The sequence below is a fragment of the Pseudoalteromonas sp. Angola-30 genome, from assembly GCF_028599215.1.
Classification (GTDB): domain Bacteria; phylum Pseudomonadota; class Gammaproteobacteria; order Enterobacterales; family Alteromonadaceae; genus Pseudoalteromonas; species Pseudoalteromonas atlantica.
In genome coordinates this window covers 14,877-30,156 of the sequence record NZ_JAQREI010000002.1, presented here as the reverse complement: position 1 = coordinate 30,156, position 15,280 = coordinate 14,877, and the positions used below count along the sequence as shown (strand labels likewise).

The 15,280-nt window shown below is 41.3% G+C and carries 12 protein-coding genes; 4 read left to right on the top strand and 8 right to left on the bottom strand.

Features of this window, described 5'->3' with window-relative positions:
* Positions 1-7: 7 nt before the first annotated feature.
* From PSH54_RS03095 to polA, 3 genes are all read right to left on the bottom strand, one after another.
* Positions 8-526, bottom strand: a complete 519-nt coding sequence (locus PSH54_RS03095) for a DUF1285 domain-containing protein (protein ID WP_273589787.1) — start codon at positions 524-526, stop codon at positions 8-10.
* Positions 523-1,110: a YceI family protein gene (locus PSH54_RS03090; RefSeq protein ID WP_064386286.1), complete on the bottom strand. Its 588-nt coding sequence runs from the start codon at positions 1,108-1,110 to the stop codon at positions 523-525. The genes PSH54_RS03095 and PSH54_RS03090 overlap by 4 nt, the downstream gene beginning before the upstream one ends.
* 709 nt (positions 1,111-1,819) lie before the next feature.
* A complete protein-coding gene (gene polA, locus PSH54_RS03085) occupies positions 1,820-4,549 on the bottom strand; it encodes a DNA polymerase I (RefSeq protein WP_029773397.1) in 2,730 nt (909 codons plus the stop codon).
* Positions 4,550-5,073: 524 nt separating this feature from the next.
* Between polA and elbB the strand changes: the two genes are divergently transcribed.
* The 3 genes from elbB to PSH54_RS03070 all read left to right on the top strand — a co-directional run bounded on the left by elbB (position 5,074) and on the right by PSH54_RS03070 (position 9,076).
* Positions 5,074-5,721, top strand: coding sequence for an isoprenoid biosynthesis glyoxalase ElbB (gene elbB, locus PSH54_RS03080; RefSeq protein ID WP_064386288.1), 648 nt, complete (start codon positions 5,074-5,076; stop codon positions 5,719-5,721).
* A 203-nt stretch (positions 5,722-5,924) separates the two neighbouring features.
* Positions 5,925-6,320 (top strand): c-type cytochrome, encoded by a 396-nt coding sequence (locus PSH54_RS03075; RefSeq protein ID WP_004589305.1) that lies wholly within the window; start codon positions 5,925-5,927, stop codon positions 6,318-6,320.
* Between the two features lie 182 nt (positions 6,321-6,502).
* Entirely contained in the window at positions 6,503-9,076 is a 2,574-nt protein-coding gene (locus PSH54_RS03070; RefSeq protein WP_273605467.1) for a sensor domain-containing diguanylate cyclase, read from the top strand.
* On the opposite strand, the gene rep is transcribed toward PSH54_RS03070, so the two are convergent.
* On the bottom strand, positions 9,069-11,087 hold the full coding sequence (rep, locus tag PSH54_RS03065) for a DNA helicase Rep (protein WP_004589303.1): 2,019 nt from the start codon (positions 11,085-11,087) through the stop codon (positions 9,069-9,071). The genes PSH54_RS03070 and rep overlap by 8 nt on opposite strands.
* A 161-nt stretch (positions 11,088-11,248) precedes the next feature.
* On the opposite strand from rep, the gene ubiK reads away from it, so the two are divergent.
* Positions 11,249-11,512, top strand: coding sequence for a ubiquinone biosynthesis accessory factor UbiK (ubiK, locus tag PSH54_RS03060; protein ID WP_004589302.1), 264 nt, complete (start codon positions 11,249-11,251; stop codon positions 11,510-11,512).
* A 79-nt stretch (positions 11,513-11,591) separates the two neighbouring features.
* On the opposite strand, the gene PSH54_RS03055 is transcribed toward ubiK, so the two are convergent.
* The 4 genes from PSH54_RS03055 to PSH54_RS03040 form a co-directional block, all read right to left on the bottom strand.
* Positions 11,592-12,239: an NAD(P)H-binding protein gene (locus PSH54_RS03055; protein ID WP_273605466.1), complete on the bottom strand. Its 648-nt coding sequence runs from the start codon at positions 12,237-12,239 to the stop codon at positions 11,592-11,594.
* 8 nt (positions 12,240-12,247) lie between these two features.
* Positions 12,248-12,907, bottom strand: a complete 660-nt coding sequence (can, locus tag PSH54_RS03050; protein ID WP_024032154.1) for a carbonate dehydratase — start codon at positions 12,905-12,907, stop codon at positions 12,248-12,250.
* Between the two features lie 64 nt (positions 12,908-12,971).
* Positions 12,972-14,147 (bottom strand): methyltransferase, encoded by a 1,176-nt coding sequence (locus PSH54_RS03045; RefSeq protein ID WP_273605465.1) that lies wholly within the window; start codon positions 14,145-14,147, stop codon positions 12,972-12,974.
* Between the two features lie 62 nt (positions 14,148-14,209).
* Positions 14,210-15,196, bottom strand: coding sequence for an ABC transporter substrate-binding protein (locus PSH54_RS03040; RefSeq protein WP_039972499.1), 987 nt, complete (start codon positions 15,194-15,196; stop codon positions 14,210-14,212).
* Positions 15,197-15,280: the final 84 nt, after the last annotated feature.

Genomic DNA, 15,280 nt, shown 5'->3' with positions numbered 1-15,280 from the left:
TAAGCACCTACGAAAGATAAAACTTTCCCCCTGCTGATTTTATAAAATAGCCGCGCTCATCAGCGTCGGCTATTTCAGCCCACTGATAAAACACACTTCGTGATACCCGCGCGCTACACCCATAAGGTAATTGCAAATAAGGCACCGCTGCATTTTTATAGTTTTTTATATAAAGAGGCTGCTCAGCACTGATTAACCATTGCCGTGCTAAATTATCTATACAACACATAACCTGCCCTTGCGCTGTGCTTTCAATATGCCAGCTTACGATAACGAAAGGCGCATCTTGCACCTCTATCGCTATTTTTTCGATGGGTGTTTTTAAATAAAACTGCTTACCTTCTTTGCATAAAACACTGGCAAACAGTTTTACCATCGCAGGACGAGTAATTTCGCTGCCATCGTAAAACCACTGCCCATGCTCGTTAATCATAATCGGCAGCTCACCACACTCGGTAGGCTGCCAACTATCAAACGGTTTGCTAGGCTCGCTTAATTGCTTACTAAGCGCCGTTAACGAGATCACTGTTTTTTAAGTGTTAGCGCAAAAGTAACTGGTACGGCTGTAGCAACTCCAGGCAAACCAGCTAATTGCTGTAGCTTTTTAACGCCTTCGGTCACACCAAAGTCTTGGCTATTTACAATCACAGGCGTAAACGACGACACGCTTAAATCGCCATTTTCGGCACTGCTAACAAGTACATTTATTTTTAATGGCTTTTTATTACCATGAAAATCAAGCTGTGCATCAACCTCTTTTAATACATGCTGGCCCGGCTTTTTAATATTACTTAATTGCTTTTTTAAATCCGCGGTTAAAACTGCATGAGGAAACTTAGCCGCTTCAAATACAAATTGAGTTAAACGTTCATTGCGAATAGGGATCAGTGTTTCTGCAGAGGTTAAGTCTATATTTACACTAAAAGCACCACTGTCTGAAAGTGTTCCTTCTAGGTTAGTAAAATGATGTGCCTCAGCAATCGAGTCTTTTTTGATAGAAACAAAACTTAATTGGCTCTTGTCATTGACTAGCTGCCAATCTGCATGAGCGGCATTAGACAAAGCAACACTTGATAACGATAAACCGATAATGGCTAACGTTTTAAACATAACGCACTCCTAAAATAAAATGAGAATAATAGCGCTTTCGATACTATCACCTGAAATAGGGGCAAACCACCTCAAATTAAAGACGGCGCTAAATTACTTAGCCCGTACTGTTATTAAAAAATTAATAACGATATAGCAGCCTATAACTGATGCTTTTTAGGGGCATACCGCAACATCCACGCTAATCATTGCGTGAGATAGCTTTACTTGCCTACGTTTGCTTTATAACTGCTTTATACATATACCCGTTTGAGGGCGCACAAGGTATGGCACAAAAAATAATAAGCATAAATGAGCATAAAGTGTGAATAGTAAAAAAGCGCTTAGCGGTGCTATTTAGCTTTAAAGGGCAATCTAATGAGGAAGAAAAAGCAGCCTGCTTAAAACAAGCAGGCCGATATAGCAAACTGGGGAGAAGCTATCAATTTGTTGCACCTTTTCAGATGCATCATCAACAGGATGTCCTACAGGATGAGGACGCGCGCACTTTAGCAAAAGCGCGCATAAAAATACAATGATATTCCGCCAAAATAGTTCGAATTGACGAACATATAACTATTTAATACAAATAGTTGCTTAAATTAACCTACTTTTAACTAAACTTTGTTTACGCGTAGAAATACTTATATCGATTCGCTTAATTGAGTGAGTTATTTAGAGGTAATAAAAAAGCGCCTTGCAGCGCTTTAAAATATAAGCATGTTTTAGGTTAGTGGGCTTGTTCCCAGTTTTCACCTTCGTCAGCTTCTACAATTAAAGGGACATCTAAGCTAGCCGCTTGCGACATTAGCTCACAAATCTGCTTTGTGTATGCTTGCGCACAATCGGTTTTAATCTCAAACACCAATTCATCGTGTACTTGCATAAGTAACTTAATGGTATTGGGAGCTTGTTGATTAACCCAGCTATGCACGCTCAACATTGCTTTTTTAATAATATCAGCGGCTGTGCCTTGCATTGGTGCATTGATTGCTGCGCGTTCGGCGCCTTTACGGCGAGCTCCATTACGTGCATTAATTTCGGGTAAGTGTAAACGACGCCCAAAAATAGTTTCTACGTACCCGTTCTCGGCCGCTTTTTCGCGGGTTGTTTCCATGTACTCAAGTACCCCAGGGAAACGCTCAAAGTATTTATCTATGTAGTGCTGCGCTTCGTGGCGTGGTACATCAAGCTGACGCGCTAAACCAAAGGCTGACATGCCGTAAATTAACCCAAAGTTTACTGCTTTAGCTTTACGGCGCATATCTGTGGTTACATCCTCTAGCTCAACCCCAAATACCTCAGCAGCGGTTGCACTGTGCACATCTAACCCATTAGCAAAGGCATTTAGTAGCCCTTTGTCTTGCGATAAATGCGCCATAATACGCAGCTCAATTTGACTGTAATCGGCAGCCACAATTTTATAGCCTTGTGCCGCTACAAATGCCTCACGTATACGGCGTCCTTCTTCAGAACGAATAGGGATATTTTGTAAGTTAGGATCGGTAGAACTCAAACGCCCTGTGGCCGTAACAGCTTGATGATAAGAAGTATGCACGCGCTGTGTTTTCTCATTAACCATCAATGGTAATTTATCAGTGTAGGTTGATTTAAGCTTAGATAAACCACGGTGCTCAATAATCACCTTAGGTAATGGGTAGTCATGGGCAAGTTCTTGTAGCACTTCTTCAGCCGTTGAAGGTGCACCTTTAGGTGTTTTTTTAATGACTGGCAGCTCAAGTTTTTCAAATAAAAGTACTTGCAGCTGCTTTGGCGAGCTTAGGTTAAATGGTTCGCCAGCTATCTCAAACGCTTCTTTTTCAAGTTCAAGTAAACGCTCGCCTAAACGTTGGCTGTGCGCCGCCAGCATGTTGCTATCAATTGCTACGCCGGTGCGTTCAATATCAGAAATAACATTCACTAATGGCATTTCTATTGTTTCAAATACTGACTTTAACTTCTCATCAGCTTCTAATTTTGGCCAAAGTACTTGGTGTAAACGCAGTGTAATATCGGCATCTTCTGCTGCATAAGGCGCAGCTTGCTCAAGCTCAATTTGATTAAAGGTAAGCTGCTTTTTCCCTTTGCCGGCTATATCTTCAAAGCTAATGTTTTTATGGCCTAAGTATTTAAGCGCTAATGAATCCATGTCATGGCGAGTGCCCACGCTATTAAATACGTACGACTCAAGCATAGTATCAAACTTAATGCCATTGAGCTCATAGCCTGCATTAGCCAGTACGCTCTTGTCGTATTTTAGGTTTTGCCCTACTTTAGCTTTGTTAGCATCGGCGAGGATTGGCCCAAGCTTTTGCATTACATATTCAAGGCTTAATTGCTCTGGTGCACCCGGGTAGTCGTGTGCAATTGGTAAGTAAGCAGCTTCGCCTGCTTTTACAGCAAAGCTCATACCTACTAACTGCGCTTGCATGTAATCAAGGCTGGTTGTTTCGGTATCAAAGGCAAATAACTCAGCGCTATTTAGCTGCTCAATAAGCGTATCAAATTGTGATTCGGTTAAGATAGTTTCGTAATGAGCATCTTCTACTTTTGGCAGTTCATTTGCCTCAGTAGGGAGCGCTTTTTCTGCATCTTTAGGGTTATCAAGCAGCTCAGCTAACCAGCGGCGGAACTCACACTCACCATACAGTGCAATAAGCTCATCTTTATTTGGCTCTTGTACTTTAAAGGTATCTAGGTCTGACTCTACCTCAACATCACATTTAATGGTGGCAAGTTCATAACTAAGTGGTAAATGATCAAGGGCATTTGCAAGCTTCTCACCAATCTTGCCTTTAATATCGCCGGCATTATCAATTACACCTTGAAGCGATCCATATTTTTGAAGCCATTTAACAGCTGTTTTAGGTCCACAGCCTTCAACACCTGGGATGTTGTCAACCTTATCACCCATTAGCGCTAAATAGTCGATGATTAGCTCAGGGCCCACACCAAATTTTTCAACAACGGTTTGAGGATCTGAAATGCTGTCGGTCATGGTATTGATTAGCGTAACATGCTCGTTAACTAGCTGAGCCATGTCTTTATCGCCAGTAGAAACCAATACATGGCGCTTTTGCTCAGTCGCTATTCGTGAAAACGTACCAATAACATCATCTGCTTCAACCCCTTCAATACTAATTAGCGGAAAGCCCATCGCTTTAATAATACTGTGCAGTGGCGCTATTTGCGTTCGTAAATCGTCAGGCATAGGCGGACGGTTAGCTTTATACTCGCTATACATATCGTTTCTGAACGTTTTGCCTTTGGCATCAAACACCACCACCATGTGGCTCGGATCATATTGTTTGATCAAACTTTTAAGCATGTTTACCACGCCATAAATAGCGCCAGTTGCTTCACCTTTAGAGTTAGTTAAATGCGGTGGAGAATGATAAGCACGAAATAAATATGAAGAGCCATCAACTAAAATTAGCGGGTTTTCGGGGATCTGAGCCATGGTGAATTTGGATCCTAAATACAAAAAAGTAATATTATTACAAGCATGCCATAAGGTTGTGAATAAAACGACAGTGAATTACGCTTAGTAGCCATAATTATTGCGGAGCAACCTGTGGATAACTTTGTAGATAACAGCCACGAGCTATTCCTCCAATGCATAATAAAATGCTTAGAAAAATAAATAACTGCTTGTTTTGTTTAAAAAAGATAATACGAGGTTCTTTTTTTATTATTTTAAAACCAATGTGGAAAAAGGTTTTCTAACTGATACATCCGCTGTTAGTCACTTTAGTTATTTGTATCCATTTAAATAACCGGAGGAGTATTCTAGCATAATGGATCAAAGATCATAGCGATCCTTTATAATTTTTTTTACAAGCGCACTGGCAAAAATGGCATAAACCGCAATACAACTTGCACTGCGAATACTTTTTAAACTAAAAAATTATTTTAGTGTGTGTTTTGGCCCGTGTTAAACTTCATCCAAACGACTTATTTAAAATACTTAAGGAGCACAAAAGCATGAAAAAGATAGCTGTAATATTAGCCGGCTGTGGTGTGTACGATGGCAGTGAAATAAACGAAGCAGTATTAACACTGCTGCACATAGCTAAAAACGGTGCTGCATATCAATGTTTTGCTCCTGATATAGAACAACTTCACACTATTAATCACCTTACCGGTGAAGAAATGCCAAGCAACCGTAATGTACTCACTGAGGCAGCACGCATTGCCCGTGGTGATATAAAATCATTAAGCAAATTAAAGGCATCTGAATTTGATGCGTTAATAGTACCAGGGGGATTTGGCGCCGCTAAAAACTTATGTGATTTTGCCGTTAAAGGCGCTGATGCGCAGATAAACGACCTAGTATTAGAGGCCTGTAAACAGTTTGCTAATGCACAAAAAGCGGCTGGATACATGTGTATTGCGCCGGCTTTAATTCCGTTTATATATCCCAATGCTACTTTAACCATAGGTAATGATGAACAGACCGCTAGCGCTTTAACCCAGCTAGGCTCTACTCACGCAGCCTGTGCGGTTGATGATATTGTGATTGATGAGGACAATAAACTCGTTACCACCCCTGCTTATATGCTGGCGCAGTCTATTTTAGATGCCGATGCGGGGATCGAAAAACTGGTTAAAAACGTACTAGCATTAGCTTAAATAGTGATTTACTAAGCCACCGATTATAAATGTTTGTTAACTGAAACATGCAATTTTATTGCGTTAACGCAAAAATTAGTCAGTTTTATCGATAAAAACACCAGTGGGCGTTTTATAAATTGTTACACAAAGGTATAATCGGTTTAATTTCCGTCATCTATAATCGTGATTGATCACGTTCAAATCGAAGTGAGCAAGGCAAAATGAAAAAACTATCAGCTGCAGCATTATTAGTGCTAGCAACCACCGCATACGCACAGCCATATGATAACTCTATGACTGAAGATGCGATTAAAAAACGTTTAGCACCAGTTGGCGCTGTTTATCTTGAAGGCGAGAAAGCTGCTGCAGCCGCAGCTCCTACTGGCCCTCGCTCTGGTGAGCAAGTGTACCAAGGCGCATGTTTTGCCTGTCACGGTACTGGCGCACTAGGTGCACCTAAATCAGCTGATGACTGGGCACCGCGTATCGCTAAAGGTAAAGATGTACTGCTTGATCACGCTATCAACGGTTTTAATGCGATGCCGCCAAAAGGAACATGTATGGATTGTTCTGATGATGAGATTAGCGCAGCTATTGATTTCATGACATCTAAATAATTTAATTAAACCCTTGATAACTAGGGTGATTAATTTAAAAAGGCCTATTTTTATAATAGGCCTTTTTTTATTCCTAAAATAATCTTTTTAGTTGCTGTTTTAGGGCATTAGTTACTTGACGATCGCAACTAAAAGTGAAATTATACGTTTAATAAACATACAATAATAAAATAATATGATTCATGTCATCGGAAGATAAACCCGCGGCACCGAGTAAACTAGCGCACCAAAATAAACGTCTTAAAGCGCTATTAGAAAAGTATAAGCAATCTCACCACTTACAAAATGCCCTGATCCAGCTATCAGAGCAAGCAAGCTCTGTTGCCGAATTAACCTTACTTTACCCTGCTATCCATGACATTTTACAAGCATATCTACCTAGTAAAAGCTTTTACGTGGTGCTTGCTAATCAATATACTCATGCCTTGGAACTTTCTTATTTTTGCGATGAAAAAGATGGTATATCAGTCGCCCTCAATCAAGATAATAGTTTTGAAGAAGGCGCTACAGGCTACGTTTATAAGCTTGGTAAAACCACCTGCTTTACCAAACAAGAGATGCAAAGCGCTGCACAAAATGGCTTATTTAAAGCACTAGGCTCACCTGCTGAGTACTGGGTTGGTGTTCCTATTTATCAAGAGCAAAACATTATTGGTGTACTTGCTGCGCAAAGTTACGATAAACACCAAGATTACAGCAGCCAGCAAGTACATTTACTCGAAGTAATGTCTTTATACTTAGCCACAGCCATAGAGCGAGTTAAAAAAAGAGAGCTGCTCGAATCTGAAGTAAAAATTCGTACTCGCGCGCTCACGCAAAGTAATGATGCGCTAAACCTAGAAATTGAACAACGAAAACGCGCACTGCAACGCCAACAAATTTTGTTTAAAATATCGGAGTTGGCAACGCAAGCGCAAAACTTAGATGATGCCTATGTAAAAATTCATCAAATAATAAAAACCATTACATACGCAGAAAACTTATACATTGCACTTTATAACAAAGAGACTGGTTGGATTAGCTTCCCGTACTGTGTGGATGAATTTAAAGACAACACCGAGCCAAGGCCGTTTGCAAAAGGTTATAGCGAACTGGTTATTAGCAGCGAGCAGACCCAACTTATACACCCTAGTAGAGCCAAAGAGCTATTAGAAAGTGGTGATGTACAACGAAATAAACCGGTACCAGAGGAGCAAATGGCCACCAGCTGGCTAGGTGCTCCGCTTAAAACATCGCAAGGGGTTATCGGCTTAATTGCATGCCAAGCGTATAATAACAATCATATTTTTAGCAAAGACGACTGCGAGCTTATTACTTTTGTATCACACCAAATTGCCACGGTTTTACAAACAAAGTTAGCCACTCAAGCACTTAAATCTAGCCACCAAGAGTTAGAGTATCGAGTAAACGAAAAAACAAAGGCGCTGCAACAAGCTAACCTACATTTACAAATGCAAATTGATGAGCGTAAAAAAGTAGAGCAGCAGCTTTATCATGATGCGCATCACGACCCATTAACGGGCCTGCCTAACCGCAGCTTGTTTTTAACCCAGCTAGAAAAAACACTGCAGCATTACCATCGTTTTCCTGATCATCACTTTGCTGTGTTATTTATTGATTTAGATAAGTTTAAAGATATAAACGATCAACTAGGTCACCATGCCGGCGATCAATTTTTAATAAGTGTGGCTGATTTATTTTCGCATTGTATTCGCGAACACGATTTACTCGCTCGCCTTGGTGGTGATGAATTTGTAATTTTGCTTACCCACTTAACAGAGCTACAACAAGCAGAAGATGTAGCTGATCGCATTATTAATATAATGAAAAAGCCATTTTGCAGTAAAGGTACCTGCATTCAAAGTGGTGCAAGTATTGGTATAACGTACTCAAATTCAAGTTATCAGCATACCGATGAAATTATTCGCGATGCCGATGCTGCTATGTATTACGCTAAAAATGCAGGGCGCGACCGCTATGAGCTGTTCCACCCGTTATTAACGCAAACACTAACAAGTGCAGAATCTCCAGCACAGCACCATCTTGATTCACTTCCGATGAGTTTTAGAAGTGCAGATATTATAAACCTTGATGAACAACAGCAATCAGAGTCACTGTTTGAAGCCTTTGGTGAACACCCTGTATTAGGCTATACCAGTTTTGAAGTGCTGAAAAAGTTTGCAACCGATAAAGAGCAGCACCTCCAAGTTGAATTAGAACTCTTACAACACGCCTATTCCCATGCCTTAGCGGCAAATGTAGCCATGGTATTATTGCCATGCTCAGGGTTACTGTTAGAAGCGCTTGAATTCAATTTATTTACTGAGGTATTAAGTAAGCTGCAAGGGCAAAGCCAACTGTGTTTATTGTTTGACGACCAAGAAATACGTTACGCCTGTGCAACTCAACTAGAAAACCTTAAAAAGCTCTCGCAGCTTGGCTACAGCATTGGCTTAAATAACTTTGCAAAAGACCGCTGTGAGCTAAATGCACTGACCGACATTACCTTCGATTATGTACTACTTAGCTCAACCTTTAGTAAACGCGTACTGCAACAAGAAAGTTTTAACTTGCAATTACAAGGTGTACTGGCAATCACTCAGCTAAAAGGCATAAAAGTTATTGCCAAAGGCCCTTCTATACTCAACTTTAGAGCCTTGCTAGATAAATACGGACTAAACTTATTTGTTGCTAAGCAGCAAGGCTTATCGGAGCCAGTAGCGGCTAATAACAACGCCGCGCAGTCTATTAACTAGGTTTTTTCAGCATCGCCCTTAAGTTAGCGACCCGTGCTTGGCCTTTTTCCATGCGCTCAGCTTGCGAGCTTGGGGCTTTTTTGTTTTCAAACGCTAGGTCATCTTGTGGTAACTCTTGCACAAAGCGACTTAGCTCTGTTTGTGAGGTTTCGCCAAACTGACGACGTATTTTTGCATACGTTAGTGTCAGCTCTTGCTGGGCCCGTGTGATCCCTACGTATGCTAAACGGCGCTCTTCATCTACGTTTTCTTCGTCAATACTTACTTGGTGTGGCAATAACCCCTCTTCCATACCAACCATAAATACGTACGGGTATTCTAAGCCTTTAGATGCATGCAAAGTAAGTAACTGTACCGCATCAGACTCATCTTCTTCCTCGTTACGCTCTAGCATATCGCGAAGCGTTAATTTGCTGACCACTTCAGGTAAGGTCATCGGTTCGTTATCGGCATCTCCGGTGAGCATATCGGTGATCCAACGATACAGCTCAGAGACGTTTTTCATGCGCATTTCTGCCGCTTTGGCACTTGGCGATGACTCATATAAATACGCTTCGTAGTTAATATTACGTACCAAGTCTTTTACCGCTTCGAGTGTATCGCTACGCACTGCATTATCTGAAAGCTCAACAACCCAACGTGCAAACCCCGAAAGCGCATTTAAGCCACGCCCTTTAAGGCGGTAGCCTAGGTCGTTATCAAAACAAGTGGCAAATAAGCTTTGGTGTTTTTCGTTTGCAAGTGTGCCTAGCTTTTCTAGTGTAACGGTGCCTATTTCACGGCGCGGCGTATTAACAATGCGTAAAAAAGCGTTATCGTCGTCTTGGTTAACCAACAAGCGTAAATACGCCATAATATCTTTAATTTCTGAGCGCGAAAAAAACGACATTCCGCCACTAATTTTATAGGGAATGCGGTTACTCATTAACGATTTTTCAAAACCGCGCGCCTGGTGATTACCGCGATACAAAATAGCGTAATCTTTATAGCTGGTGCGCTTCATAAATTTATGAGAAATTATTTCAGCAACAACTCGCTCGCACTCATGCTCTTCATCCCTACAGCCAATCACTTTAATCGGCTCACCGTAACCAAGCTCACTAAATAGCTTTTTTTCGATATCGTGCGGGTTATTGGCAATTAAAATATTTGCAGCTTTTAGAATGCGCTGGGCACTACGGTAGTTTTGCTCAAGCTTTATGAGCCTAAGGCCGGGGTAATCTTTACTTAACAGTACCAAGTTTTGGGGGCGGGCTCCGCGCCATGAATAAATAGATTGGTCATCATCCCCTACCACAGTAAAACGCGCTCGCTCGCCTACTAATAACTTAACAAGCTGGTACTGGCTGGTATTGGTATCTTGATATTCATCCACCAGCAAATACCTAAATCGTTGCTGCCAACGCTCTCGTGAGGTGGCATTACTACTCAGTAATAAGGTGGGGATCATTATTAAATCGTCAAAGTCCAGTGCGTTATATGCTCGCAGCTGATTTTGATAACGCGCGTAAAGCTGCGCAAATAACGCCTTTTGCGCATCACGTGCTTCGCGTATGGCTTGCTCTGGTAAAATTAATTCGTTTTTCCAGCTGCCTATTTGCATTTTTAATAGATTAAGTAGGTCTTTGTCTTTTTTTAGCTCGTCTTCGGTTAAATCACCTAATAGCTGGTTAGTATCTTGGTCATCAAACAGCGAAAAACCTTCTTTAAAGCCAAGTGTTTTGAGCTCTTTTTTAATTATTTCAAGCCCTAGGGTATGAAAGGTTGATACCCACAACCCTTTCGCCTCTTGCTTATTTAGCGTTTGTAATACACGCTCGCGCATCTCTTTGGCCGCTTTATTCGTAAACGTTACCGCAGCAATATTACGTGCTTTGTACTCGCACTTTTGCACCAAATAAGCAATTTTGTTAGTGATTACGCGGGTTTTACCTGAGCCTGCACCCGCGAGTACTAAACACGGACCACTAATATATTTTACTGCTTCATCTTGTTTTGGATTGAGTTTCATAACGACCATGGAGTTTTAAAAGGCAGCTAATTTTACCGTAACCACAGATACAGGCATAGCCATTAGATTAATTAATTCCATTGTGGTGATCATGTATTAAATACCTTAGGTATAAGGTAATATTAGTCATTATCATTTTAGGGCAACAGCAAGGGACGATTATGATCAATCCAGCAAAACTTGAAGAAATTGCTAAGCAAATCACCAACAACATGCCGCAAGGTGTAAAAAACCTAGCAGATACACTGGAAGGTAAAACCAAACAAGTTTTACAAAATAAGCTGGCTGAAATGGACTTTGTTAGCCGCGAAGAATTTGATGTACAAAGCCAAGTACTTATTCGTACTCGTGAAAAACTCACTGAGCTTGAAGCAAAAGTTGTGTTACTAGAGCAGCAACTAAATGCTAAAAATAACGCCGAGTAGCACGTATTACGTCTGTATACTCAGCCACAAAAAAAGCAGCCAAGGCTGCTTTTTTGCTTTTAGTTTTAACATTTACCCACTATGTATTAAAAAGTGCCTCTAATACATAGTATTGCAGTGGTTGTTGCTGCGCCAAACTTACAGCGCACATTTTTAGCGCCACTTGCTTACCCGTAATGGGTTTATAACGTTTTAAAAAAGGAAGTTGAGTAATAACAGGTAACACAAATGCGCCTATTTGCTCAGCTATTCGTATATCGTTTCGCTCACCCATTAATAAAGACGGCTGGAATATACTTACTTTTGCAAAGCCCAGCGTTTTTATGTGCTGCTCAAGCTCGCCTTTCATTTTTAAGTAAGGGCTGATGCTGTGCGCATTGGCGCCGCTTGATGACACTAAGCAATAATGGCTCACTGCATTGTTTGCCGCCATTTGCGCCGCAATAAACTGATAATCAAAATCAACTTTACGCTGCGCCGCGGTTGAGCCAGCCTGCTTTTTAGTAGTGCCCAAACACGAAAAAAACACATCCCCTTTAAATAACGCGCAGTAGTTAGTTAAACAATCAAAATCAATAACCTGATTAGTGAGCTTAGTATGTTCAACGTCCAGCTTACGGCGAGTTATAGCAATCACATGTCCAAACGCAGGGCTTTGCAGTAAAAGCGTTAATAGCTCACTCCCCACAACCCCTGTTGCCCCTATGATTATCGCCGTTTTAGTCATTGTTTAAATTACTCGCAACCGGCTTTAGCGAGTACATGTGCAACGGCTTTTTTATACACATCGCCTTCTTCATCAGCGCAGGTTACAACCGATGATAAGTCGTGCAAGTGGCCGTTCTCTAACCCATATACCCAACCATGAATCGTGAGCTCTTGGCCTTTATCCCATGCATCTTGAACTATGTTTGTTCTGCACACGTTGCGTACTTGCTCAATAACGTTTAGCTCAATCAAGCGGCTTAAACGCTGTTGCTCATCCATTGCATTAAGCTGCTCTAAGTGTTTTTCTTTTACATCGCCAACATGGCGTAACCAGTTATCAATAAAACCAAATTTGGCGTTATTTAATACCGCTTGAACACCACCACAGCCGTAGTGGCCAACCACCATAATATGTTTTACTTTAAGCACCTCTACCGCGTATTGCATTACCGATAAACAGTTATGGTCAGTATGTACTACCACATTAGCTACATTACGGTGTACAAATAATTCACCCGGCAGTAAATCAACAATTTGGTTGGCAGGAACACGCGAGTCTGAACAGCCAATCCACAAGTACTCTGGGTTTTGTTGCATTGATAATATTTTAAAAAACTCAGGGTTGGCTTCGGTTGTACGTGCAGCCCAACGTTTGTTGTTTTCGAATAAATTTTTTAGCTTTCTCATTGCATCTCTTATTTAGGACGGGATAGAAATTACACCCCAGAAAAGACAAATAATGAGCGCCTTTTTAGTTGGTGTTTGCAAGAATTAAAATATTGCGAGGAGTTAATTGTTTCTCACAAAAGGTGGTAACTGAAACGTGATAACCTTGCTGTTGCAAATATAAAGCACGATCGAGCACAAGCCAAACTTCTATTGCTCTTCTAAACACATGTCGAACCAGTTCAATTCGCTCTGTTACTTTTTTACGCGCCTTACCAATTAATAAAAACTTATTGTAATCAGTATCTTGAGGGATAAATATAGACTTTTTATCCCCCGCCCAAGCACAAAACTGTGCAAACGTATCAGAAAACACGGCTTTGTTAACTGAAGGCACACTCACGTAATACTGTTCATGAGTGAGTGACTTTCGAAGTGCGTCAAACCCTAAGCGCCATTCCACCTCAGTTTTTCGTATTTTAGCTACACGTGAAGGAGCTGTAACTGTTTCTTGCAGCGCCAGTTTTAGATCGCGGTGCGTTAAATTAAGCTTACTAGCAAGAGCAAGCTCACTCATTGCCTGATAACAACTATCGGTAAATAAGTGATAACAGCACGGCGAAAAACTAATACGTTTTACCCTAGCGGCGCTGGCGTGCTGCATAAATGTTTGGTGCAATGCGCCACATGCATGCAGTGCAACCGCATGTGTATCGGTATTAAAAAAATGGCGTGTTTCATCTTCAAGCACATTAGCTTGGCTAAATTTCATCGCCAAACCTTGCTTGCGTGCACTGTGCTCTCCTTGCTCGCAAAGATGCCCTTGTAGCTCAACACTATGTACGCTTTGCGCGCCGTTATAAGCAAGCATTCGGCCTAAATGCCCTTTGCCTGCGCACCATTCTAGTACAGGCTGCGTGCTACTCGTTAATGCTGAAACAAAGTCTTGCAGTTGCTCAAACTTACGCCCTTTAATACCGTTACTTATCCAAAACGGGTATTCACCGCGTTGCTGCTGGCTTTTTGGTAAATTGCACAGCTCAGGTAGCTGCTCTACCCCGGCAATAAACGGGCTAAAAAATTGATAAAGCTGTTGCTGATCGTTATCAAGCCTTGCGACATCTTCATCTGATAAGTTATTTAACGCCGCTTGTAGCTCAGGCCACGGTAATTCATCAAAATCAAATGCTGTACATTGCCAATATTCGCGGGTATTCATTAGCACTGTATCGAGTGCTGCAAACTGCTCAGCTAGGTTCATAACAACTTAAAATAGTAAAAAGACGGTTAATTATACCAGTTGCGCAGAGCAGCATTAAGCGGTTATTTTTTTCCAAGTATTAAACGCAAATAAAGGGGGATCGAAATAATACTCACAATAAAGGCGGCTATTAGCATCCACGACAGTTGTAATCGCTCTGGCTCTTGGTATTTATAAACAAACCCAGCTTTGTGCTCGTCAAATTGCGTTTGCTTAATGCCATAATAATCTGCAATTAAGCGCCACTTAGCCATCGACATATTCCCTAAATGGGTCGTAGGCGGCATTATGTAGTCTTTCAAGACTTCGGCTTCATAGGCTAGCTGATGAAAACTTTTGTTTGGCGCATACACTTGCTGAGTAATTGCAATGGCTTCATCCATATTCATCATCGCATAGCGCCAACCCTTTAAGCTCGCCTGGTAAAACTTTTCGACCGTTTGCGGGTGCTTTTTAAGCATTGATTCGCTGGTAAATAACACATCACCATACACATCCATACCATAGCGCTGTGGGCATATAAGGCGGTGCGATACCCCTTGCTGAGTCATGAAGTAGGGCTGAGTGGTGACATACACTTGCATTGCATCAAGTTTGTTTTCTTGCCACGCTTGTAGCGCAGGCTCATCGCCTTCGTATACCTCTAAGGTGGCAATATCAATACCGCTGCGTTTAAGCATAACCAGCAGCTCGGTACTGTCTTTTTTACTCACTTCGGTAATACGTTTAGCGGTAAAATCGCGAGGGTGAAAAATATCAGAGCTGTCTTTTACCATCCAACAGTACGGAGAAAACTGTAAAATAGCCGCCATTGCTACAAACGGTTGGCCGTTTACTCTTTGTTGTAAAATACCCGAATGCGCTACGCCAAACTGGGCTTCTCCACTTGCTACAGGCGTGAAAGTGTCAGGCATTTTAGGATTGGCTTCGCGTATGGTTACATCAAGTCCGGCGTCTTTGTAATAGCCTTTTTGCTGAGCCATATAATAGCCGGCGAACTGAAACTGGTGGGTCCATTTTAGTTGTAAAGTGACTGATTCTTGAGCCATTAGTTGGCTGCAAAAAAGCAAAATTACAAATATTAATCCTTTAATAAGCAACTGGGTGTTCCAAATAGTAGTCATTAGCTGTAA